Source organism: Variovorax paradoxus (assembly GCF_029919115.1).
GTDB lineage: Bacteria > Pseudomonadota > Gammaproteobacteria > Burkholderiales > Burkholderiaceae_C > Variovorax > Variovorax paradoxus_O.
The window spans coordinates 5,008,431-5,029,011 of the sequence record NZ_CP123990.1; the positions used below are offsets into that span (position 1 = coordinate 5,008,431).

21 protein-coding genes and 1 pseudogene are annotated in these 20,581 nt (G+C 67.7%); 9 read left to right on the forward strand and 13 right to left on the reverse strand.

Annotated elements, in window-relative coordinates:
* Nucleotides 1-57 precede the first annotated feature (57 nt).
* The gene (locus QHG62_RS23950) at nt 58-1,017 is read left to right on the forward strand and encodes a Bug family tripartite tricarboxylate transporter substrate binding protein (RefSeq protein ID WP_281148111.1); all 960 of its coding nucleotides are present in this window, start codon (nt 58-60) and stop codon (nt 1,015-1,017) included.
* On the opposite strand, the gene QHG62_RS23955 is transcribed toward QHG62_RS23950, so the two are convergent.
* Nucleotides 989-1,549 carry a peroxiredoxin-like family protein gene (locus tag QHG62_RS23955; RefSeq protein WP_281148112.1) on the reverse strand — a complete coding sequence of 187 codons (561 nt, stop codon included), beginning with the start codon at nt 1,547-1,549 and terminating at the stop codon, nt 989-991. The genes QHG62_RS23950 and QHG62_RS23955 overlap by 29 nt on opposite strands.
* A 75-nt stretch (nt 1,550-1,624) precedes the next feature.
* On the opposite strand from QHG62_RS23955, the gene QHG62_RS23960 reads away from it, so the two are divergent.
* Both QHG62_RS23960 and QHG62_RS23965 read left to right on the forward strand, forming a co-directional pair.
* Entirely contained in the window at nt 1,625-2,389 is a 765-nt protein-coding gene (locus tag QHG62_RS23960) for a helix-turn-helix transcriptional regulator (RefSeq protein ID WP_281148113.1), read from the forward strand.
* A gap of 64 nt (nt 2,390-2,453) precedes the next feature.
* Nucleotides 2,454-2,801 (forward strand): GFA family protein, encoded by a 348-nt coding sequence (locus QHG62_RS23965; protein WP_157615012.1) that lies wholly within the window; start codon nt 2,454-2,456, stop codon nt 2,799-2,801.
* Here QHG62_RS23965 and QHG62_RS23970 read toward each other — a convergent pair.
* From QHG62_RS23970 to QHG62_RS23980, 3 genes are read right to left on the reverse strand one after another with little or no spacing between them, the layout of a single operon-like run.
* On the reverse strand, nt 2,773-4,074 hold the full coding sequence (locus QHG62_RS23970; RefSeq protein ID WP_281148114.1) for an SAM-dependent methyltransferase: 1,302 nt from the start codon (nt 4,072-4,074) through the stop codon (nt 2,773-2,775). The two genes, QHG62_RS23965 and QHG62_RS23970, sit on opposite strands and share 29 nt — an antisense overlap.
* The gene (locus QHG62_RS23975; protein ID WP_281148115.1) at nt 4,071-4,865 is read right to left on the reverse strand and encodes a DUF1365 domain-containing protein; all 795 of its coding nucleotides are present in this window, start codon (nt 4,863-4,865) and stop codon (nt 4,071-4,073) included. Before QHG62_RS23975 ends, QHG62_RS23970 begins: the two co-directional genes overlap by 4 nt.
* Nucleotides 4,862-6,238 (reverse strand): NAD(P)/FAD-dependent oxidoreductase, encoded by a 1,377-nt coding sequence (locus QHG62_RS23980; RefSeq protein ID WP_281148116.1) that lies wholly within the window; start codon nt 6,236-6,238, stop codon nt 4,862-4,864. Before QHG62_RS23980 ends, QHG62_RS23975 begins: the two co-directional genes overlap by 4 nt.
* A gap of 225 nt (nt 6,239-6,463) precedes the next feature.
* On the opposite strand from QHG62_RS23980, the gene QHG62_RS23985 reads away from it, so the two are divergent.
* On the forward strand, nt 6,464-7,024 hold the full coding sequence (locus tag QHG62_RS23985) for a sigma-70 family RNA polymerase sigma factor (RefSeq protein WP_281148117.1): 561 nt from the start codon (nt 6,464-6,466) through the stop codon (nt 7,022-7,024).
* A complete protein-coding gene (locus QHG62_RS23990; protein WP_281148118.1) occupies nt 7,021-7,677 on the forward strand; it encodes a ChrR family anti-sigma-E factor in 657 nt (218 codons plus the stop codon). Before QHG62_RS23985 ends, QHG62_RS23990 begins: the two co-directional genes overlap by 4 nt.
* Before the next feature lie 9 nt (nt 7,678-7,686).
* Here the strand turns inward: QHG62_RS23990 and QHG62_RS23995 are convergent, their stop codons facing one another.
* Genes QHG62_RS23995 through QHG62_RS24015 form a run of 5 tightly spaced genes read right to left on the reverse strand, consistent with a single transcriptional unit; the run spans nt 7,687 to nt 11,171 of the window.
* Nucleotides 7,687-8,097, reverse strand: coding sequence for a DUF2177 family protein (locus tag QHG62_RS23995; RefSeq protein ID WP_281148119.1), 411 nt, complete (start codon nt 8,095-8,097; stop codon nt 7,687-7,689).
* Nucleotides 8,098-8,142: 45 nt separating this feature from the next.
* Entirely contained in the window at nt 8,143-8,784 is a 642-nt protein-coding gene (locus QHG62_RS24000; protein WP_281148120.1) for a DUF6134 family protein, read from the reverse strand.
* The gene (locus QHG62_RS24005; RefSeq protein WP_281148121.1) at nt 8,781-9,587 is read right to left on the reverse strand and encodes a DUF1295 domain-containing protein; all 807 of its coding nucleotides are present in this window, start codon (nt 9,585-9,587) and stop codon (nt 8,781-8,783) included. Before QHG62_RS24005 ends, QHG62_RS24000 begins: the two co-directional genes overlap by 4 nt.
* The gene (locus tag QHG62_RS24010; protein WP_281148122.1) at nt 9,580-10,131 is read right to left on the reverse strand and encodes a DUF2878 domain-containing protein; all 552 of its coding nucleotides are present in this window, start codon (nt 10,129-10,131) and stop codon (nt 9,580-9,582) included. The genes QHG62_RS24005 and QHG62_RS24010 overlap by 8 nt, the downstream gene beginning before the upstream one ends.
* Nucleotides 10,128-11,171 carry an SAM-dependent methyltransferase gene (locus QHG62_RS24015; protein ID WP_281148123.1) on the reverse strand — a complete coding sequence of 348 codons (1,044 nt, stop codon included), beginning with the start codon at nt 11,169-11,171 and terminating at the stop codon, nt 10,128-10,130. Before QHG62_RS24015 ends, QHG62_RS24010 begins: the two co-directional genes overlap by 4 nt.
* Before the next feature lie 109 nt (nt 11,172-11,280).
* Here QHG62_RS24015 and QHG62_RS24020 point away from each other — a divergent pair, with 109 nt between their 5' ends.
* On the forward strand, nt 11,281-12,330 hold the full coding sequence (locus QHG62_RS24020; protein ID WP_281148124.1) for a LysR family transcriptional regulator: 1,050 nt from the start codon (nt 11,281-11,283) through the stop codon (nt 12,328-12,330).
* A 54-nt stretch (nt 12,331-12,384) separates the two neighbouring features.
* The gene (locus QHG62_RS24025; protein ID WP_281148125.1) at nt 12,385-12,876 is read left to right on the forward strand and encodes a GNAT family N-acetyltransferase; all 492 of its coding nucleotides are present in this window, start codon (nt 12,385-12,387) and stop codon (nt 12,874-12,876) included.
* Nucleotides 12,877-12,900: 24 nt separating this feature from the next.
* On the opposite strand, the gene QHG62_RS24030 is transcribed toward QHG62_RS24025, so the two are convergent.
* A complete protein-coding gene (locus QHG62_RS24030; protein WP_281148126.1) occupies nt 12,901-13,245 on the reverse strand; it encodes a hypothetical protein in 345 nt (114 codons plus the stop codon).
* Between the two features lie 266 nt (nt 13,246-13,511).
* On the opposite strand from QHG62_RS24030, the pseudogene QHG62_RS27845 reads away from it, so the two are divergent.
* Nucleotides 13,512-16,870: pseudogene (locus QHG62_RS27845) on the forward strand (autotransporter outer membrane beta-barrel domain-containing protein).
* 23 nt (nt 16,871-16,893) lie between these two features.
* On the opposite strand, the gene QHG62_RS24050 reads toward QHG62_RS27845, so the two are convergent.
* Both QHG62_RS24050 and QHG62_RS24055 read right to left on the reverse strand, forming a co-directional pair.
* A complete protein-coding gene (locus tag QHG62_RS24050; RefSeq protein WP_281148128.1) occupies nt 16,894-17,565 on the reverse strand; it encodes an FABP family protein in 672 nt (223 codons plus the stop codon).
* Nucleotides 17,566-17,612: 47 nt separating this feature from the next.
* A complete protein-coding gene (locus QHG62_RS24055; RefSeq protein ID WP_281148129.1) occupies nt 17,613-18,923 on the reverse strand; it encodes a hemolysin family protein in 1,311 nt (436 codons plus the stop codon).
* Between the two features lie 23 nt (nt 18,924-18,946).
* Here QHG62_RS24055 and QHG62_RS24060 point away from each other — a divergent pair, with 23 nt between their 5' ends.
* Entirely contained in the window at nt 18,947-19,789 is an 843-nt protein-coding gene (locus QHG62_RS24060) for a symmetrical bis(5'-nucleosyl)-tetraphosphatase (RefSeq protein ID WP_281148130.1), read from the forward strand.
* 21 nt (nt 19,790-19,810) lie between these two features.
* Here QHG62_RS24060 and QHG62_RS24065 read toward each other — a convergent pair whose 3' ends face one another.
* Complete coding sequence (locus QHG62_RS24065) at nt 19,811-20,527, reverse strand: GNAT family N-acetyltransferase (protein WP_281148131.1); 717 nt, start codon at nt 20,525-20,527, stop codon at nt 19,811-19,813.
* Nucleotides 20,528-20,581 lie beyond the last annotated feature (54 nt).

The following is a 20,581-nucleotide window of genomic DNA, read 5'->3' on the forward strand; positions in this document are numbered from 1 at the left end:
GGGCTGGCCGTTGCCGCCCTCTCCTTTTCTTTCTCCATAACTATTAAGGACAAACCAATGAACCATCGCCGATCGCTCCTGGCACTTGCCATGCTCTTTCCGCTCTGCGGCGCCGCCAGCGCGCAGAACTTTCCTGCCCGGCCCATCACCATCGTGGTGGGCTCCAGCGCCGGCAGCGCCACCGACGGACTGGCGCGCGCCATCGGGCTGGAGCTGACGAAGGAAACGGGCCAGCCCGTGATCGTCGACAACCGGGCGGGCGCGTTCGGCGGCATTGCAGCGCAGTTTGTCGCGCGGGCCCAGCCGGACGGCTACACGGTGTTCATGACCACCAACACCACGCAATCGGCCAACCCGCACCTGCAGAAAAAGCTTTCGTACGACCCCATCAAGGACTTCGCGCCGGTATCGCTGTTGACCAAGGGCTACCAGCTGCTGGTGGTCAACCCGCAGGTCAAGGCCAACAACGTGGCCGAACTGATTGCCGCCGCCAAGGCTGCGCCGGGCAAGCTCAACTACGGCTCGGGCAGCTCGTCCGCGCAGGTGGCGACCGAGCTGTTCCAGCAGATGACGGGCACCCGCTTCAACTACGTGCCCTACAAGGCCAATCCGCCTGCCGTGCTCGACCTGGTCGCCGGCCAAACCGAGCTGATGATTGCCGACCTTGCCACCACCCTGCCCCACGTCAAGGCGGGCAAGCTGCGCGCGCTGGGCGTGAGCAGCCCCAAGCGCCTGCCGCTGGTGCAGGGCGTTCCGGCCATTGCCGAATCATTGCCGGGCTATGAGTTCGGCTACTGGAACGCGCTCTATGCACCTGCCGGCACACCGGCCCCGGTGGTGCAGCGGTTGAACGCGCTCATGCACCGTGCCATCCAGACGCCTGCGGTGCAAAAGCTGGTCGAGCAAGCCGGCATGGAGGCCGCGCTTTCCACGCCCGAAGAACTCGCGCGGTTCCAGCTGGCCGAACTGAACCGCTGGGGGCAGATCATCAAGACTGCGGGCATTGCTGCGGAATAAGCGGCCCTGTGTACTCGCCCCGTGCCGGGTAGTCGTTCTTGATGACGAAATCCAGCGCCTGGACCATCTCCGCAAAATTGGGGCGCACAAAGGGCATCGACTGCACCGAGAGGTAGTAAACGGTGTTGTCGGGCCTGACGAGAAACAAGCCCGGCTCTGAAAAAAGCGCCGGCTCCTCGATGCCGATGGACGTCTTGCCGCGAGACGCCGAAACGTACAGGCCCCACTCCCTGGCCTTTGCGAGCGAAAGCCCGTAGCCGATGCGCAAGCTGGCCGCGCCAATTTTCTCGGCCATGGCGCGTGCGCGTTCTTCGCCGTCAGAGCTGATGGCGATGGTGCTGACGCCGCGCTCGGCAAATGAGGGCGTCAGCCGCTCCAGCTCTTTCAGGTAGGTGGCGCAAATCGGGCAATGCAGGCCCCGGTAAAAGCACAGCAGCGTCATTCGCCCGGGTGCTTCGGCGGCCAGGCGAAAGGTGCCGGCCGCAAGGGTATCGACCACGAGTTCCGGGGCTTGTTGGCGTGGCATCAGCATGTGGGTGTTCCTTTGAGGTGGTTGCAAACGAGCCTCGAAGATCGCATGCTTGCGATCATGAAGAGTCCAGATTCCATGATTCAAAGTCCAAACCCTGCCAAGGCCGACCGCCTCGCGGCGTTCATCGAGGTGTTCAAGCTGCGGGTTGCCGTGCTTGCCGAGCCTCATTCCCCCGGGCCGGTTTTGCTGCTTGCAGGCGCGGACGGCAAAGCCGATGCCAGGGTCGTCTTTCGCTTGCACGGCGCTGGCGCGTTGCCGCCCGATGTGCGTGTTGCGGCGCACGTCGATTTCGACAACGACACCAACCCGCTGATGAGCGCCATCCCTGACGAAATATCGGTGCCCTTGCGCGAATCCCTCGCGCTGGAAGCCACCGCCAGGGCATTTCTCTCGGAGGCGATTGAAAGCCGCTGTGGCCGCAGCGCAGCCCTGAACCGGCTGGCCGAAGTGCTCATGCTGATGGTGCTGAGAAGCGCGATCGACACCGGTGCGCAGAAGCCGGGTCTGCTTGCCGGGCTTGCGCACCCCGCATTGCATCGGGCACTGGTGTCGATCCACGAGGCGCCGTCGCGGCAGTGGACGGTGGACGACCTGGCGGATCGAACGGCCATGTCCAGGAGCGCTTTCATGTCGGCGTTTCGCGCGACCGTGGGAATGACGCCCATGGCCTACCTGAGCTCCTGGCGGCTCACGCTGGCGCGCCGGCACCTGGCGGCGGGAGAAGCCGTGAAGCTGACCGCGCGGCGAGCCGGCTTTGGCAGCGCCGCGGCTTTTTCGAGGGCGTTCTCCAGGGCCTATGGGCACGCGCCGGCCGAGCTGAAGCGCGCCGCCGCCACTTGACAATGCCGCCGCACCCGCTCAATACTCAACCCATTGGTTTACTATTAATGAGAGGACACCGCGCATGAAATACCAGGGAAGCTGCCACTGCGGCCGCATCAAGTTCGAGGCCGAAGGCGAGATCACTTCGGCTCTGTCGTGCAATTGCTCCATGTGCCAGCGCAAGGGCACGCTGATGTGGTTTGTGCCGCGGGGCAACATGCAATTGCTCACGCCCGAAGAAGACACGAGCGTCTACCTCTTCAACAAGCACGTGATCAAGCACCGCTTCTGCCCCGAGTGCGGCATTCATCCCTATGGCGAGGCCAAGGCTCCGTCGGGCGAGCCGATGGCGGCCATCAACCTCCGCTGCATCGAAGGCATCGACCTGCAGGCGATTCCGGTCACGCAGTTCGACGGCCGGTCGGTATAGCGCCAGCCTGGCTCTGCACGTGCTTCAACGTGAAGAGCCCCACGTCGACCCGCCGCGACAGAAAGCCCGCCTCGCAGTAGCAGAGGTAGTACTCCCACAGCCGCTTGAACGAGGCGTCGAACCCCAGCGGTTCGATGGACGGCCATGCTGCAAGAAAGCGGTGCCGCCATTCCGCGAGCGTGGCCGCGTAGCTGGCGCCGAACGATTCGGCGCACTCCAGCGCAAGGCCGGTGCGCGCGGCCTCGGCTTCGAGCGCGCGCACCGTCGGCAGCATGCCGCCCGGAAAAATGAAGCGCTGGATGAAGTCGGGGCTGCGGCGGTATTGCTCGAAGTGCTGGTCCGCAATGGTGATGACCTGCACCACGGCCGTTCCGCCCGGCGCAAGCCGCCGCCGCAGCGTGTTGAAGTACACCGGCCAGTAGCGCTCGCCAACAGCCTCCAGCATCTCAATCGACACGATGCGGTCGTAGCTGCCTTGCACGTCGCGGTAGTCCTGCAGGCGCAGGTCGACTTGCGCTGAGAGCCCTTCTTCCTGCACGCGCTGCCGTGCATGCGCAAGCTGCTCAGCCGAAAGCGTGAGGCCCGTTACGCGCGCACCGTGCCCCTGCGCCAGCGCGAGTGCAAGGGCGCCCCAGCCGCAGCCGATTTCGAGCACCGAGTTGCCGGGTGACGGCGCGAGCAGTTGGGCAATGCGGTCGATCTTGGCCGCCTGCGCTTCTTCGAGCGATTCGTCGCCCGTTGCGTACAGCGCGCTCGAATAGATCAAGCCGGCATCGAGCCACTGGGCATAGAAGTCGTTGCCCATGTCGTAGTGAAAGGAGATGTTCTGCCGGCTGCCGCTGCGTGTGTTGTCGCGCATGCGGTGCACGGCGCGGCCGAACCATTTAGCGGGCAGCGAAGCCTCGAACACGCGGCCCCAACCGGCCTCGTTGCGAATGCCGAATTCGAGCAGCGCCGCCAGGTCATGGCTCGACCAGTCGCCGTCGCGGTAAGACTCGGCCAAACCGATGTCGCCGCGCAGCAGCATGCGCGCGAGCGGCCGCCAGCGGTGCAGCCTGATGGAGGCATGCGGGCCTTCGGCCGCACCGCGGCCTTCCAAGCGCTCGCCGTTGGGCAGCTCCACCGCAATGGCGCCGCAATGCACGCTGCGCAGCAGGCGCGCCAGCAGCCGGCGCAGCGGCTGCCGAATCCATGACGCCGGGGCGAGCCCCACGGGCGCGCCGAGCGCGGCAGCCTCGAGGCCGGTGGACGTGGAAGAAGATGAATTGCTCATGAGTCCTTGGTTCCAGCAATGGTGACCGGCTTGGCGGGCGCGGGCGGGCAAGAGCGAAAGCGCGCGCCCTTCATCCACAGCCGCAGTGCTTCCCAATGAATGGCGGCCACCACCTTGATGGTCAGCAGCGGGTGCGAGAAAAACGCCATCGCAAGGGCCGCATCGCCCAGCGGGCGGCGCTTCGCAACGAAGCTCGCGGTGAGCACCGCGCCTTCGGTGTCGCACGTGGTAATGCCGATGCGAAGGCCCTTGCGAGCGGCTTCGGGCGGCTCCACGCGAAAGTCGTAGCGCATGTCGAGATCGAGAAACGGAGACACATGAAAGTGCTTGGCGCATTGCTGCGCGATGCGATCGCCGTGGCGCTCGGCCTCGTTCACCGGAATCAGGTAGCTGTGGCGCTGGCCGAATGTGTTGCTCACCTCGTAGAGCACGGCCTGCAGGCCGCCGTCCGGGTGGCCGCAAAAATACACGCTGAGCGGATTGAACGCATAGCCCAGGATGCGCGGCATGCTGAGCAGGTGAATGGCACCGCCTGCGCGCAGGCCCGCGGCATCGAGCTGCCGCTCCACATACCCGCGCAGCGCCATGCCGTCGCCCGCGCCGTAGTCGCTTTCATGCAGGCTGAAAAGGTTGAAGCGGTTGAATGAAAACAATCGCAACCTGCGCGAAAGCGCCGGCAGTTCGTCGACGTCGACCAGCAGCGAGAACACGCCGTAGCCCAGCCGGTGACGCGCCGGGCGCAGCCGCTGGTGCGTTACGCGGCCGAGATAAAGGGCGGAGCCTTGCTTCAAGCAGCCTCCGCCGCAGCGGCCGGGCGCAGCTTGATGCGGCCCGATTCATTGGGCACATTCCATGGGCGGCGCACACTGCCCAGTGCCTCTGCAACTGCAAGCCCGGCCTGAAGCCCGTCTTCATGGAAGCCCGACCCGAAGTAGGCGCCGCAGAACCATGTGCGGCGCTGCCCCTGCAGCGACCAGAGCTCGTCCTGCGCGCGCATGGCGGCCGAGTTGAACACCGGGTGCTCGTATACCTCGCTGCCGATGAGGTGCTCGCGCGCCGGCTCATGCACGGGGTTGAGCGTAAGGAAAAGCGGCGTGCTTTCCGGAATGCCCTGCAGCCTGTTCATCCAATAGGTCACGCACAAGGCGCCGCCGCGGCTGCGGTCGGCCAGGTAGTTCCAGCTGGACCACACCGCGCGGCGCCGGGGCATGAGGCTCGGGTCGCTGTGCAGAACCGCGCGGTTGCGGCTGTAGCCGAAGGCGCCCAGCAGCCGCGTTTCCGCGCTGCTTGCATCGGGCAGCAGGCGCAGCGCCTGGTCGGCATGGGTGGCCAGCACCACATGGTCGAAACGCCTTGGCGCCCCGCCGCCTTCGGTCAGCACAAGAACGGAGCCGGCCTCGCGCCGCACCTGCACGGCGGCGGTGTCCAGCCGCAACCTGTCGCCCATGCCGTGGGTGAGCCGCTGCACATAGCGCACGCTGCCGCCCGCCACGGTGCGCCACAGCGGTCGGCCGCCAAGGTTGAGCAGATGGTGGTTTTCGCAAAAACGCACGAAGGCCTCTGTGGGGTAGTCGCCAATGCGCGCGGCCGGGGTCGACCAGATGGCCGCTGCCATCGGGTACAGGTGGTCTTGCCTGAAGGCCTGGCCGTAGCCTCGCGCGTCGAGGTAGCAATCGAGGGGCAGCAAGCCGTATTGCGCCGCATCGCCCGGCGCCTGCCGGTAAAAGCGCACCAGGTCGTACAGCATCGACCAGAAACGCGGGCTCACCAGGTTGGCGCGCTGCACGAACAGGCCGCCCAGGCCGCTGCCTGAATATTCCAGCGCGCCGTTGTCCAGGCTCACGGCAAAAGACATCTCGGCCGCCTGGGTTGCCACGCCCAGGTGCGCGAACAGTGCCGTGAGGTTGGGGTAGGCCGATTCGTTGTAGACGATGAAGCCGGTGTCCACCGGGGTCACCCCCGCCCCGCTTGAGACCTGCACGGTGTTGCTGTGGCCGCCGGGCCGGTTGTCTGCCTCGTAAAGCGTGACCCGGTGCCGCTGCGACAGCAGCCAGGCGGCCGAAAGCCCTGAAATACCGCTGCCGATCACCGCGATGTCGAGCGCCGGTCCGCCGGAAGCCAGGCCGGGCGGTGCGGGCGCATGGGGGGCTGCGGCAATCGTCATGGGGGCTCCGAAAAGAATGTGTGGCAACTTGTACGCATGAGTAGGCGGTTTGGATTGCCGGTGTGGATTGGCCGCATTGAAACGAACCGCTGTGATCTAATCCCGCCGGCGGTGCGTAAGAGCAGCATGAACACCGTCCGACAAACCCAGGCACCGGTCTCCTCGCGCGTTCGAGCGCGAGCGCCCTGGCTGTCGATAGTGACACTGCATCAAGGCCGGAACGCGATGCCGACAAGCGAAGAACTCAATCACCTGGCCCAGGCCGTGGCGCTCAACGGCGACAGGCAGGCCTTTGCCGCGCTTTTCAAGCATTTCGCGCCGCGCGTAAAGTCTTACCTCATACGGCTGGGCACCTCCGAAGGGCTGGCCGAGGAACTGGCGCAAGAAGCCATGGTGAGCGTCTGGCGCAAGGCGCCCAGCTTCGACCCGGCCCGCGCCAATGTTTCGACATGGATCTTCACCATTGCGCGCAACCTGCGGGTGGACCATTTCAGGCGCATTGGCAACCGCACGGCCGAGGCGGATGAACTCGATGGCGACGACATGCCCGACACGCTCCCGCAGCCGGACGAACTCATGTTGACGCGGCAGCGCGAGGCCGGCGTGCGTGCGGCCATGGCGCAATTGCCGGACGAACAGGCGCAGGTGCTGCGCCTTTCCTTTTACGAGGAGCAACCGCATTCGCAGATTGCAAAGGCGCTGGGCCTGCCGCTCGGCACCGTCAAGTCGCGCGTGCGCCTGGCCGTTCGCCATTTGCGGCGGCTGCTCGATGGACTCGAACCATGACGACGATTCAACATCACCCAGACGACGACCTGCTGCTGGCCCATGCGGCAGGCAGCCTCGAGCGCGGCCATTCGGTGGTCGTTGCGAGCCATGTAGAAAACTGCGCCCATTGCCAAGAGCGCATGCGCGTCTTCGAGGCCGTGGGCGGCGTGCTGCTGGACGAACTGCCGGCCGCAACCATGGCGCCCGATGCGCTTGCGCGCACGATGGCGGCCATCGACGCATCGCCCCAACCCCTTGCCATGCCGGCGCAGGCACCGCACCCGGTGCTCCCGCCCGGCATGAGCTGGCCGCGCTCGCTCAGCGGATGCTCCGCCACCCGCTGGCGCTGGCTTGGGCCGGGCATGCGCTGGAGCCGCGTCACCTTGCCCGATGATCCGGCGGCCAATGTGTTTCTGCTGCGCATTGGCGCAGGCAAGAACCTGCCGATGCACACGCACAGCGATTCGGAGCTCACGCAAGTGCTCTACGGCACCTTTCATGACGGGCGGGCGCTGTTCGGCCCGGGTGATTTCGATGAAGCGGACGGCAGCTTTCACCACCAGCCGGTGGTGCAGGCGGGCGGCGAATGCATCTGCCTTGCATCGGTGCGCGGCCGGGTGCTGTTCAACGGCGTGGTGGCACGCACGCTGGGCGCGCTGGTGGGCATGTAGCCGGCCGCGTCAGCGGCTCACAGCCAATGTCACCTTGGCTGCGACTGCCGCCGAAACCGCGGTAACGAAAGTGCCCCAGCACAGGTCCGCGACGGTCACCGTCCAGGACCAGTCTTTCAGCGTGGCCTGATTGGTCAGATCGTAAGTGGCGTAGGCCATGAGCCCGAGCAGCGCGCCCAGCCCGAGCGAAGTTAACCAACGGCCGCTGCCGAGCGCAGGCGACACGGCAAACGCCACCACGCCAGTCAGGTAGATCGCATAGAAGGCCGCGGCCGGACCCAGCGCAAAACGCTCCAGCATCAAGTGGCCCAGCGCGGGCCGATAGAGCCTGTCGGCCATGACGGTGAGCCAGATGGCGTCGAGCACCAGGAAGACCACGGCCGACGCCGCATAGGCGATGGCGAATTGCCGGATGGACATGAATGTTTCTCGCTCTCTAGTTGGTTGGGATGAAAGACCGCCGGATCACTTCAGCCGATAGATCAGTTTGCGCCCGCCATCGACCATGGAGTCGAGCCCGACCCATTCGCCCTGTGCCGAATACCACACGTCGATGGGCTGCGCCGGTCCGTCGATGCGCCAGCGCGTTGCTGCCACCTGCCGCCCACGCACCTCGACCGTGCCGCCGCCGGCGCGGCTGACTTGCACGCTCTCGCTGCGGCCGGTCTGCGCATTGAGCAGGCGCGGCTGGCGCTGGATGGCGGGGTTCCAGTAGGCAAAGCTCATGACGCAGCCTTTGAGCGCCTGACGGCCCGCTTCGGTGACCACGGCGAGCCCGTCGCCTTCGGCCTCGGTGCGCACGCGGCTGGCCTTGCCGTCGTCATCTGTCGTGGCGGTCAGTTCACTCAGGCAATCCCCGCGCCATTTTTCGACAGCCCGGTGGCGGTAGCGGTACACGGTGAGGCCCAGCAGCTTGACGGTAAAGCTGGCCTCGCTCACCACGCTGCGCGCGTCTTCGGTGCCGCCTATGCTGAAGCGATGCTCGCCGATGGGCGTGTCATCGAGGAACACGCTGAAGGTCGATTCGCCGGCCGCTGCCGCTGCGGCTGGCAACACCGCAAGCGCGACGGCAAGACACGCCACCGCGCGGCGGCAGGCTGTTCTCATCGTGGCTCTCCACGCGAAGGACCGGGGACGAAGGCATTGGTCCGTGCAATGTAGTCGCGGTACGCCGGGCGACGTTCGGCAATGTCTTTCTCGAGCAGGCTCACGCCGGACACCTTCAGGAGAAGCACCGTCATGAGCACCGGCGACACCGCAGCCCACGCGCCGCCCCACCCGGCCCCGGCCATGGCCATGAGCCACAACCCCCACCAGACGCAAGCCTCCCCGAAGTAATTGGGATGCCGCGTGTAGCGCCAGAGGCCGCGGTCCATCACCTGCCCCTTGTTCGCCGCATCGGCCTTGAAGCGCGCCATCTGCGCATCGCCGATGCTCTCGAATGCAATGCCGAAAACCGCCAGCGCAATGCCGATGGCATCGAGCACATTCATCGCCGCCCCCGCCGACATGCCGGCCAGGAAAGGCGCCGAGGCAATCCACGCCAGCACGGCCTGCAGGCCGAACACCAGGTAGAGGCTCTTGAGCTCGAAGTTCGGTTGGTTGCGTCCGCGGATCTGGCGGTAGCGCCGGTCTTCACCGTGGCCCCAGTTGCGCCAGCTGATGAAAGCGCTGAGCCGCACGGCCCACGCGGCGGCGATCAGCAGCATGCAAGGCGCACGCGCCGACGCTTGCGGCGGCAGCAAAAAAAAGTAGGTTCCGGCCGCGGCCAGTATGCAAAGCGACCATACGCGGTCGATCAGGCTGGCGTCGCGCCGTGCCAGGCTGGCGAGCCAGGTCGCGAATGCAAGAACGGCGGTGGCCGCGAGCCCGGCCAGGGCCACGGTCATGAAACCCGGGTTCTCACCCATGGCGCAACTCCGGAACGCCGACGCCGTCGAACCGGATCGAAAGCCGCACCAGCACCGGCACGAGCACGGCCCAGACCACAGCCAGCGTGAGCAGCGCCGGCTGTGCATGCACAAACTCGGCGCCGCCAAGCCGCACGCCCGAGGCGAAAGACAACGGGCCGACGATGGCACCGAGCACGCATGCCAGCCACAGCCGCTCGCGCAGCCACCGCATCGTCACGTTCAGCGCAATGGCGAACAGGCCCCATAGCGACACCAGCCAATAAGGGGCCAGGTACGGCACGGGCTGCCCGGACGGATAGACGATGTGGCCCTGCAGCACGACCGCCGTCTCGATGACGAACCCCACAAGGCAGGCCAGCGCCACGAGCCGTGCTTCGCGTGCCGGGCGGGCCGAGACGAGCAGATGCCACCCGATGGCGCCGGCCACGCAGGCGGTGCCCGCGAGCGGCCACTGGTGCGCCGCGCCCAGCACCGCCGCAAACCAAGCCAGCTGGAACACCACCAGGTTCGCCAGCTGGACGGCGCGCGTGGGCCGGCTCATGCGCGGCGCTCGAACAGGTAGTGGCTCACCCACCAGCGCTGGCCGCTCTCATAGCCGAAGAGCTCGGCCACGGACATGAAGAAGAGCCGCCAGCGCGTCCACCACAGTTCGGCGTCGGCGCCATAGGTTCTCCTGAAGAGCGGAAACAGCATCATGCGGCGCCCGTCCATGTTGGTGAGCCACGCTTCGGCGGTGCGCTGGTAGTGCGTGCCGTCCCAGCGCCATTGCTTGAGCACACGCAGGTCGTCCTGGCAGCGCAGCGCCAGGCTGTCGCACGGCATCATGCCGCCCGAGAAAAAATGGCGGCTCATCCAGTCGCTCGCATCGCGTTCCTCGAAAGCATAGGGTGCGTCGCGGTGCGCAAACACATGCATGAAGAACCGGCCCTCGGGCCGCAGCCAACGCGCCACGTTGGCAAACGCGCGCGGCCAGTTGCGCAGGTGCTCGAACATCTCGACGGAGACGATGCGGTCGAACCGGTCGGCGGTATGAAAGTCGTTGAAGTCGCGCGTCACAACGCGAACGTTGTGCAGCCCGCGGCGCGTAGCTTCCACCTCGATGTATTCGCGCTGCGAGTGCGAATTGGAAAGCGCCGTGATGCGGCTCGCGGGATAGCGCTCGGCCATCCACAGCGTGAGCGAGCCCCAGCCGCAGCCGAGTTCGAGCACGTGCTGCCCGTCGCGCAGCTGCGCACGCTCGCAGGTGGCCTCGAGCGCGGCCGCTTCGGCCTGCATGAGCGTTTTAGTGCCGTCGGGCCAGTAGCAACTGCTGTACTTGCGGTGGTTCCCCAGCACGGCACCGAAGAAGCCGGCGGGCACTTCATAGTGCTGTTCGTTGGCTTTCTGCGGCAGCAGCGCGAGCGGGGCCGAGCGCATCTCCCGCAAGAACACTTCGGTGAGGTCCGCGGTTTCTTCCGCGGCGCCGCCTTCGAGTTCGGCCAGCCTGGCCCTCAGCAGGCGCCGAATGCCCAGCCGCACGAGGGTGTCGGGCACCAGGCCCCGCTCGACCGATCGGATGGCTGCATCAGTGGTTTGCGGCATGCGCGTGAATCCTTGTTCGCGGCGCCGAAGGGAGCCTGCCGGGGCTATACGCGGGAATCCGCCTGTTGGATCTGCAGCCCTCGCGGGAAACTGAAACAATGCAGCCACCATGGACGGTCTCGACCTCATCAAAACATTTCGTGAAGTGGCGTTCAGGCGCAGCTTCTCCCGCGCAGCCATTTCGCTGGGCATGTCGAAAGCCACGGTCAGCCGCTATGTGGCCGAACTCGAAGAGCGCAGCGGCGTGCGCCTGCTCAACCGCTCCACCCGGTCGCTGAGCCTGACGGATGCGGGGCAAGTGCTGCTCGACCGCAGCGCCGAACTGGTGGCCATGGCGGAAAACACGTTGAACGACCTGCAGGCGCATGGCTCGCACCCTCGCGGGCGCCTTCGCATGAGCGCGCCGCACGGGCTGATTGCGGGCTGGCTGTCCGACGTGATTGCCGAATTCATCAAGCTGTACCCCGACGTGTATGTAAGCCTGGTGTTCACCAACAGCGAGATCGACCTGATCGAGGAAGGCATCGACATTCACCTGACGGGCGGGCGCATCGACGACATGAACCTGATCGTGCGCCGGCTGGTGCCGTTCGACATGGTGGTGTGCGCAAGCCCTTCCTACTGGGCGCAGCGCGGTATTCCCAAGGTGCCCGAAGACCTGGCCCGCCACGACGTGCTGAGCTATTCGGCAAAGCCCACCACCCACCTGCCCTTCGAGACCAAGGGCAAGCCGGTCGACGTGCAGGTGCACAGCCGCATGGAAGCCAACGATGCGATTGCGCTCATCGAGCTGGCATTGCGCGGGGCCGGCGTGGCCTATGTGCCCGAGCCGCTGGCGCAGTCGCACCTGGAGCGCGGCGCGCTGGTGCCGGTGTTGCGCGAGCACATGCCCAAGGACCACTGGCTCTATGCCGCTTATTCGCAGCGCCGGCACAACAGCGCCGCCATGCGCGCGATGCTCGACTTTCTGGAGCAGTCGATGGGGCCGGCCGGAGAGCCGCCGGTCTTTCCGCCGATGCCGAGCGTAATGCCCGCTGCGTGCGCGCTTTCTGCCCCGAGAAAGATTGCCGTTGCGCCTGCACCAGCACCGGCACTCGGGGGTCCCAAGCGCAAATCACCTGCAGAAGAAGAAACGCTGAACTCCTTCTTCGGGCGCTGAGCCGGGTGCAGTCGTGTTGCAATCGCATGTTTTGAACGTGCAGGCAGCCGACGCATGACGACCTCTTCTCCCCCGTCTTCTTCTACTTCTTCATCGCTTCTCATCCGCCCTCCGGCGCCGGAAGACTACGCAGCCTGGAAGCCGCTATGGGACGGCTACAACGCCTTCTACAAGCGCGAGGGCCCCACGGCACTGCCCGACGAGATCACGCAGGCAACCTGGCAGCGCTTCTTCGACGCCTACGAGCCGGTGCACGCACTGGTGGCGGAGCGCGATGGCCGGCTGGTGGGCCTTGCCCACTACCTCTTTCACCGCAGCACCACGCGCATCGAGCCCACGTGCTACCTGCAAGACCTGTTCACGCTGGAGTCCGAACGCGGCCGTGGCGTGGGGCGCCAGCTGATCGAAGGTGTGTACGCGCACGTGAAGCGCGTGGGCGCCCACCGGGTGTATTGGCAAACGCACGTCACCAACACCGCAGGGCGCACGCTCTACGACAAGGTGGCCTCGCACGATGGGTTCATCGTGTACGGCACGCTCGTCTGACCGACGGCCCGCCGAGGCTGCGCATCAGTACTTGATGGTGACGCCGGCTTTCACGCCGTTGTTGTTCTTGCCGTCGCTCAGCACACCGCCCGTGAGCGACACATTGCCGCCCGTGCTCGCACCCAGCGAGTAGGTCGGCCGCGGCGTGGAGGTGTCGGTGCCTATATAGGTGCCGCTGCCGTCGGGCCGCTCGACGCCGATGGTCGCGCCCTTGGTATAGGCCGAGGTTTCGGTAGGGCTGACGTTCGGCGCCACGTAGATGGTGCCCTTCTCGTCACTGTCGACAGGCACCCGTACGGGCTCGGCCGTTGCGGTAATGGCCACAAAGGAGGCGGCCACGCTCACGCTTGCAAAGGTCAATTTGCTCATGGCCCCATCCTGGGGGCTTGAGGGCGATCTCCCTGTAGGACGAGAGGCAGGCCTGCCCGCATCGGCAGGCGATTTGTCATGGCCCGCACAAAGGTGCGCGGGGACGTTTGTCTCCCCGGAAAAGGGGCGCACCGCTCATGCCTGAAAGCGCGTGAATTTTTACATTGGCTTCACGGCAAAAGAGCGCTTGCGGTCCGGCATGGACACCAGGCGACGCCCTCGTTGGCAGGTCACCGGGGGGAACAAGCCGCCAAAAGGGTAAAGCCATGAACAGAATTTTTCGAAGCCTCTGGAATCCTTCGCTCGGCGCCTGGGTTGCCACGCCTGAAATCTCGTGCGGCCACGCCAGGGCAGTCAGCGGCTGCGGCGGCGCCAGCCATAACGAGGACCGCGCTCGCACCCTGACGCGCGCCGACCTGCCCCTGCACGCCATCGCCCTGTCCGTGCTGCTGCTCGGCGCGGCCCTGGCCCTGCCCGCAGGCGCCGCCGGCGGCAGCGGCGGCCAGCCCACGAGCGACACCTCCCGCGGCCCTGGCCCTGCCCGCAGGCGCCGCCGGCGGCAGCGGCGGCCAGCCCACGAGCGACACCTCCCTGCACGCCGGCAGCGGCGGCAGCGATGGCCAGGGCGGCAGCGGCGGGCTCAACGACACCACCGTCAACGCCCACGGCGGCGACGGCGGCGCCTCCACCGAGGCCGGCGCCAGCGCAGGCAGCAGCGCCGACATCGGCAGCTTCGCCGGCGCCACCCCCGGCGCCGGCGGCGCCGCAGGCGCTGCCACCACCCTGGTGGGCCCCGGCACCTGGCAGGGCGACGCCGGTGCCGCCGGCCAATCGCAGACCGGCGACTTTACGAGCGGCAACGGCTATGGCGGCGGGGGCGGCGGCGGCCATGCCGGCAATGCCATGGGCCCGGCCACCACCGCGGCCACCTTCTCGGCCACCGGCGGTGCGGGCGGCACGGGCGGCAACGGCTACTGGGCCGCCGGCGGCGGCGGTGCAGGCGGCGCGGGCGCCACGCTGCTCGACCCTGTGGCCGATGCCGCCAGCAGCGGCGTGCTCACCGGCGGGGCCGGCGGCGCGGGCGGCAATGCTTTTTCCCAGGGCGGAGGCGGCGGGGCGGGCGGCGCCGGGCTGTGGCTGCGCACGGCCACTCCGGGCCTCACGCTGACCCAGGGCGGCACCCTCGCAGGCGGGGCCGGCGGTGCGGGCGGCTCTGAACTGCCGGCGGCGCGCAGCAATGCCGCGGGCGGCGGTGGCGGGGCCGGTGGGGCGGGCGTCGCGCTGGCGGGCAGCGCCGCGCTGACGGTGGTCAACACCGGCCAGGTGCTGGGCGGCGCTGGCGGTGCGGGCGGGGCCGGCGGCGGCGGGGTGGGAGGCACCGGAGCACCCGGTGCAGGCGGCGACGGCGGGGCCGGGCTGGCTTCTGTCGCCCCAGGCGTCACGGTGGTCAACACCGGCACCCTCGCGGGCGGAGCAGGCGGCACCGGCGGGGCCAACAGCAACGGCGGGGCCGCAGGCCTGCCCGGGGCCGGCGGCGCCGGTGTCACGGGCGCCGACCTGGACCTGCAGAACAGCGGCACCCTGGCCGGCGGGCTGGGCGGCGACGGGCTCACGCGCGCACCGGCGGTGGCCTTCACCGGCGGCAGCGGCAACCGGCTGCTCTTGAACGCGGGCGGCACGATGCTGGGCGCGGTGGCCATCGGCAGCGGCGCGAGCGCGCGGATCGTGGCCGGCGCGGACGGGCTGGACCTGGGCAATGCGCTGCTCTTGGGCGGCACGGGCACCCTCGACACCGACGGCCACGGCCTGGCCTGGTCGGGCCCGATCTCGGGCGCAGGCGCGCTGGTGAAGGTGGGGGCGGGCACATTGACCCTGAGCGGGGCGAACACGTACACGGGCGCCACGCAGGTGGCGGCGGGCAGCCTGCGCGCGGGGGCGGCAGGCACCTTGAGCAGCGCGAGCGCGTTCACGGTGGAGGCCGGGGCGGTGCTGGACCTGGCGGGGCACAGCCAGACGATTGCGGGCATGGCCAGCGCGGGTACGGTGTCGCTGCTGAGCGGTGTGCCGGGGGCGACGCTGACGGTGCAGGGGCCGTGGGTGGGCAACGGCGGCACGCTGCGCCTGGGCACGGCGCTGGGGGGCAGCGGCAGCCTGAGCGACCGGCTGATTTTGAGCGGCTGCACGGCGATTGCGAGCGGCACGACGACCATCCAGGTGACGAACCTGGGCGGGCTGGGGGCGCTGACGGTGGGCAGCGGCATCGAGGTGGTGACGGCGATGAACGGGGCGACGACCACGGCGCAGACCACGCGCGATGCGTTCCGCCTGGCCGGCGGGCATGTGGATGCGGGGGCCTATGAGTACCGGCTGCATGCGGCCGATGCCTCGGGGGCGGGGGAGAACTGGTATTTGTGCGGGGGCCTATGAGTACCGGCTGCATGCGGCCGATGCCTCGGGGGCGGGGGAGAACTGGTATTTGCGGTCCGGCATCATCGTTGCGCCGCCACCTCCGCCACCACCGCCGCCGGCGCCACCAGCACCTTCGCCTTCGCCTTCGCCATCGCCATCGCCTTCTCCGGCACCGGCGCCCGCACCTGAAAACGGCGACCCGCTGCGCAATGACGGCTCACAGAACCCGGCAGGCATCACCGTGCCCACCTACCGCGCCGAAGTGCCGCTGTATGCGGCGTTGCCGGAGCAGTTCCGCCAGTCCAACCTGGCCATGGTGGGCAACCTCCACCAACGCGTCGGCGACGAGAGCATGGTCCCCACCGGCCCTGCCGCGTCCAGCCAGGGCCTTCGCCAGGGCTGGGCCCGCATCATCAGCATGGACCGCACCATCAGCCAGGCCGGCACCGTGGGCCCCACCAGCGAAGGGCGCCTCACGGGCTTCCAGGCCGGCAACGACCTGTGGGCCGATCCGAACTGGCGCATCGGCCTGTACGTGGGCCAGCTCGAGGGCGACGTGCGCGTGAGCGGCTTTGCGCGAGGGATACCGGGCTACGCCGCCGGCTCCAACGACTTGCGAAGCCAGTACCTGGGCGCCTACGCCACCTGGAAGAACGACGACGGCCTGTACGTGGACGGCGTGCTGCAAGCCGGACGCCACCGCTACACCGCGGGCACGGACCTGGGCGCTTCCAGCTCGGGCAAGGGCCGCAGCCTGCTGGCTTCCATCGAGGTGGGCCAGGCCTTCCGCATTTCTCCGGAATGGATCGTCGAGCCGCAGCTGCAACTGGTGCACCAGCGCGTGAGCCTGGACGACACCGGCATTGTCGGCGCCGTGGTGCAGCAAGACAGCCACAGCGGCTGGCTGGTGCGCGCAGGGGTGCGCATCAAGGGCGAGCTGACCACCAGCGCCGGGCCGCTGCAGCCCTATGCGCGGCTCAACGTGTACCGCAGCAGCAGCGGCACCGACGTGGCACGCTTCGTCGGTCCGGCGGGCTACACAGACATTGCCACCCGCACCGGCGGCACCAGCACCGAGCTTGCGGCGGGCGCCACGCTGCGGCTCACCCAGAACATGAGCCTGTATGGAGAGCTGGGCAAGTTCTGGGCATCGGGCGGCGACTCGCGCACGAAGAGCGGCCTGAACGGCAGCGTGGGCGTGAAGATCCGCTGGTAGGACCTGCCGCCGCCACCTGGCACCTATCTAGGCGAGACCACCACCGCCGCAGGCGCATCGGGCATGGCCAGCGGGTTGAGCCCGGGCGCGGCCACCCGCGTCAGCGTGTTGCGGTCGGTGTGATGAAAGGGTTCGGCCCGCCCCTGGATCTGCATCACGGTGTCCTGGTCGTAAGACCAGGTGCCGTCGGCGTTGATGGTGACCGTGATGTTCCACTCCAGCGTGGTGAAGGCCTCTTCGATGAACGGGTTGGACACGATGCCGTTCACCAGGCTGCCTCGCTCGGCGCTGAGCGTGAAGCGCGTGTCGCCGGCCTTCGCATGGCCGCTGGCCATGGCCACCTGGCCGCGCGGAATGGCCAGCGTGTGCAGCACCGTGCCGGTGGCCGGCTCCCAGAGCCAGTAGCCCACCTGGTCGTGGTACATCTTGGTGAGGCCGGGCTTGTGGATGTAGGTGTGATAGCGCAGGCCATACAGCAGCTGCGGGCCGTTGGTCTGCGGATCGATGGGCTGCAGCTCGTAGCGCTCGACGTAGACCTGCGTCTTGGGGCCTTCGCGCTTGGGCTTCACGTCCACGCCGCGGCTGCCCTCCCAGATGCCGGCCATGGCGCGCAGCGGCCCCAGGTTGGCAAGGGTGTCGGGGTCGGCATTCGGCTCGGTGTAGATGTCTTCGGTCATGGTGGGGCTGTCGATCATGCGATCGAACGGTGGGTTTTGAATTTTTCTGATGGGGCGAGCAGGCGCTAGGCGCCGTGCCCAGCCGGTTTGTCTGGCGCGGCCAGCACCCGGTCGATCCGGCGCCCCTCGAGCGCGGCAATCTCGAAGCGCCAGCCCACGCATTCGATCACCTCGCCCGCTTCTGGCAGATGGCCCGAAACGGCCATCAGCAAACCGGCAACTGTGTTGTAGCGCCCGCGCTCCTCCTCGGGCAGCTCGCGAATGCCAAGCCGTGCGCGCAGCTCCGAAACCGGCATCAGCCCGTCGAGCTCCCATACGCCGTCGGGCCGCTCGCGGGCCCATGCGTCGGTGAGCGTGCCGGGCTGCAACTCTCCGGTAATGGCTTCGAGCATGTCGCGCGGCGTCATGAGGCCCTGCACCACGCCGTACTCGTCGACCACGAACACCAGGCGGCCGCCGCGTTCGCGGAACTGCTCGAGCAGTTCCATGCCGGTGAGGGTTTCGGGCACGAACACCGCCGGCGCGGCCTCTTGCCCGAGCACGCCCGCGTGCTCCGTGCCCAGCCTCAGCAGATGCGCCACGCTGATCACGCCCACCACGTCGTCCAGCGAATTGCGGCACACCGGGTACCACGAATGCACGATGTTGAGCGCGCCCGCGTCCGCCACCTTCTTCAGCGCCTGCGCCACGGTGTCAGACGCGTCGAGCCATTCGATGTCAGCGCGCGGGATCATCAGCGACGACAGCCGCCGGTCGTCCAGGTGGAACACGTTGCGCACCATCTGGTGCTCGTGCTGCTCGATCACGCCCGCGTCCACGCCCTCTTCCAGGCTGGCCGAGATTTCTTCCTCGGTCATCGAGCGGGCGGCATTGGCGTCGATGCGCAGCAGCTTCAGCACGGTGGCCGTGGCGCCCGCCAGCAGCCACACAAACGGCTTGGCGCCCTTGGCCAGCCCGCGCATGGGGCGCGACACCCAGCGCGCCACGGGTTCGGGGTAGAGCTGGCCGATGCGCTTGGGCACCAGCTCGCCGAAGATGATGGTGAAGAAGGTAATGCCGGTGACCACCACGGCGGTGGAAACCACGCTGGCCGTGCCGCGGCCCATGCCGAGGTTTTCCATCCAGACTGCGAGCGGAGCGGCAAAGGCGGCTTCGCCCACGATACCGCTGAGCATGCCGATCGACGTGATGCCGATCTGCACGGTCGAGAGGAAATGGGTCGGTTCCTCCATCAACCGGAGCGCGGCCTCGGCGCCGGCGTCTCCTGTCTCGGCCAGCGCTGCCAGGCGCGCGCGCCGGCTGGTTGAAAGGGCCATTTCGGACATTGCGAACAACGCATTCAGCGTGGTCAGCAAAGCCAGCAGGAGAACATCCATGAACAGGGGGTGAAAATAAGGAAATGGCACTTTACTTGATCGGCGACATCCAGGGCTGCGACAGCGCCCTCCAGAAACTGCTCGACACGATCGGTTTTTCTCCCAGCCGCGACACCGTCGTGCTGCTCGGCGACCTGGTCAACCGCGGTCCCGATTCGGCCGCGGTGCTGCGCCGCGTGCAGGGCTACGGCGCCTCGGCGCTCAGCCTCTTGGGCAACCACGACCTGCACCTGCTGGGCGTGGCGCACGGTGCGCGCAAGCCAAGCCGCAAGGACACGCTGGCGGGGCTGCTCGAAGCGCCAGACAGCGAAGCCCTGCTCGAATGGGTGCGCCAGCAGCACATGGCGCTGCACATGCAGATCGGCGGCGGCGACCTGCTCATGGTGCACGCCGGCGTGCTGCCGCAGTGGACCGTGGGCGAGACGCTGGTGCTGGCGGCCGAGGTCGAATCGGTGCTGCGCGGGCCGGCGCTCGGTGAGTTCTTGCTCACCATGTACGGCAACGAGCCCGCGCAGTGGAGCGATACGCTCACCGGCAGCGCGCGGCTGCGCGCCATCGTGAACGCGCTCACGCGCATGCGCTTCTGCTCGGCCGAGGGCGTGATGGAGTTCGAAACCAAGGACGGCGCCGCCACCGCGCCCGACGGCTTCATGCCGTGGTTCGACGTGCCCGGCCGCAAAACCGCGAATGCCACCGTCGCGTTCGGCCATTGGTCCACGCTGGGCTGGCTTTCGCGGCCCGACCTGCTTTCTACCGACACGGGTTGCGTCTGGGGCGGCTGCCTCAGCGCGGTGCGCATCGGCGCCACGCTGGACGAGCGCGAGCTGATCCAGGTGAAGTGCGAGCAGGCGCAGAAGCCCGGCTGAACCTGTCAGGCCCGCAAGCCGTCAGCTGCGCGGCAGGCGAAAGCGGTCGAGCGCCATGCGCTGCGTGCCTCGGGCGTCGAAATTTTCCGGCGCAAGCCAGCGCTCCAACGCCGTGCGCAACGCCGGCCATTCGCTGTCGACAATCGAAAACCACGCGGTGTCGCGGCTTCGGCCCTTGTAGACGATCGCCTGCCGGAAGATGCCTTCGAACTGGAAGCCCAGGCGCAAGGCAGCGCGCCTGGAAGGCTCGTTGAGGCTGTCGCATTTCCATTCGTAGCGGCGGTAGCCGAGCTCGTCGAAGGCCAGCTTCATCAGCAGGTACTGGGCTTCGGTGGACATGGGCGTCTGCTTCAGCAGCGGAGAAAAAACGACGGCGCCCACCTCGATGCTGCCGTGGGCCGGGTCGATGCGCATCAGCGCCAGCGTACCGACGGCCCGGCCGCTCTGCAGGTCGATGACCGCGAAGTGCATGGGATCTGCGCCCTGCGCGGCGCGTTCGATGTAGGCCCTGGTACTTGCCGCGTCGGCGGGCCGGTCGAAGAACAGGTAGGTCCAGTCGCGTTCGTCGGGCGCCATTGCATAGGCGGCATGGAGGTCGTCGGCGTGCCTGGCGGCGTCGAGCGGTTCGAGCACGCAGCAGCGCCCCACGATGGGGCGGCGCGGCGGCTTGGAACGGGGGGTCCATTCGGGCACCAGGGGACCGATGGCTTGGCCGTATTCGTTGTGGCGAACTGACATGGGGAGACTTTCGGAGGCAAGTAGCGGCAGTGCCGGGAAACGGTAAAGTACGTG

Coding starts and splice junctions, on each gene's coding strand:
- QHG62_RS24005 (WP_281148121.1), bottom strand. CDS start 9,587: ATGGGTGAGAACCCGGGTTTCATGACCGTGGCCCTGGCCGGGCTCGCG.
- QHG62_RS23980 (WP_281148116.1), bottom strand. CDS start 6,238: ATGACGATTGCCGCAGCCCCCCATGCGCCCGCACCGCCCGGCCTGGCT.
- QHG62_RS23955 (WP_281148112.1), bottom strand. CDS start 1,549: ATGCTGATGCCACGCCAACAAGCCCCGGAACTCGTGGTCGATACCCTT.
- QHG62_RS23950 (WP_281148111.1), top strand. CDS start 58: ATGAACCATCGCCGATCGCTCCTGGCACTTGCCATGCTCTTTCCGCTC.
- QHG62_RS24030 (WP_281148126.1), bottom strand. CDS start 13,245: ATGAGCAAATTGACCTTTGCAAGCGTGAGCGTGGCCGCCTCCTTTGTG.
- QHG62_RS23990 (WP_281148118.1), top strand. CDS start 7,021: ATGACGACGATTCAACATCACCCAGACGACGACCTGCTGCTGGCCCAT.
- QHG62_RS24015 (WP_281148123.1), bottom strand. CDS start 11,171: ATGCCGCAAACCACTGATGCAGCCATCCGATCGGTCGAGCGGGGCCTG.
- QHG62_RS23970 (WP_281148114.1), bottom strand. CDS start 4,074: ATGAGCAATTCATCTTCTTCCACGTCCACCGGCCTCGAGGCTGCCGCG.
- QHG62_RS23985 (WP_281148117.1), top strand. CDS start 6,464: ATGCCGACAAGCGAAGAACTCAATCACCTGGCCCAGGCCGTGGCGCTC.
- QHG62_RS24020 (WP_281148124.1), top strand. CDS start 11,281: ATGGACGGTCTCGACCTCATCAAAACATTTCGTGAAGTGGCGTTCAGG.
- QHG62_RS24050 (WP_281148128.1), bottom strand. CDS start 17,565: ATGATCGACAGCCCCACCATGACCGAAGACATCTACACCGAGCCGAAT.
- QHG62_RS24025 (WP_281148125.1), top strand. CDS start 12,385: ATGACGACCTCTTCTCCCCCGTCTTCTTCTACTTCTTCATCGCTTCTC.
- QHG62_RS24060 (WP_281148130.1), top strand. CDS start 18,947: ATGGCACTTTACTTGATCGGCGACATCCAGGGCTGCGACAGCGCCCTC.
- QHG62_RS23965 (WP_157615012.1), top strand. CDS start 2,454: ATGAAATACCAGGGAAGCTGCCACTGCGGCCGCATCAAGTTCGAGGCC.
- QHG62_RS23960 (WP_281148113.1), top strand. CDS start 1,625: ATGATTCAAAGTCCAAACCCTGCCAAGGCCGACCGCCTCGCGGCGTTC.
- QHG62_RS24000 (WP_281148120.1), bottom strand. CDS start 8,784: ATGAGAACAGCCTGCCGCCGCGCGGTGGCGTGTCTTGCCGTCGCGCTT.
- QHG62_RS24065 (WP_281148131.1), bottom strand. CDS start 20,527: ATGTCAGTTCGCCACAACGAATACGGCCAAGCCATCGGTCCCCTGGTG.
- QHG62_RS24055 (WP_281148129.1), bottom strand. CDS start 18,923: ATGGATGTTCTCCTGCTGGCTTTGCTGACCACGCTGAATGCGTTGTTC.
- QHG62_RS24010 (WP_281148122.1), bottom strand. CDS start 10,131: ATGAGCCGGCCCACGCGCGCCGTCCAGCTGGCGAACCTGGTGGTGTTC.
- QHG62_RS23995 (WP_281148119.1), bottom strand. CDS start 8,097: ATGTCCATCCGGCAATTCGCCATCGCCTATGCGGCGTCGGCCGTGGTC.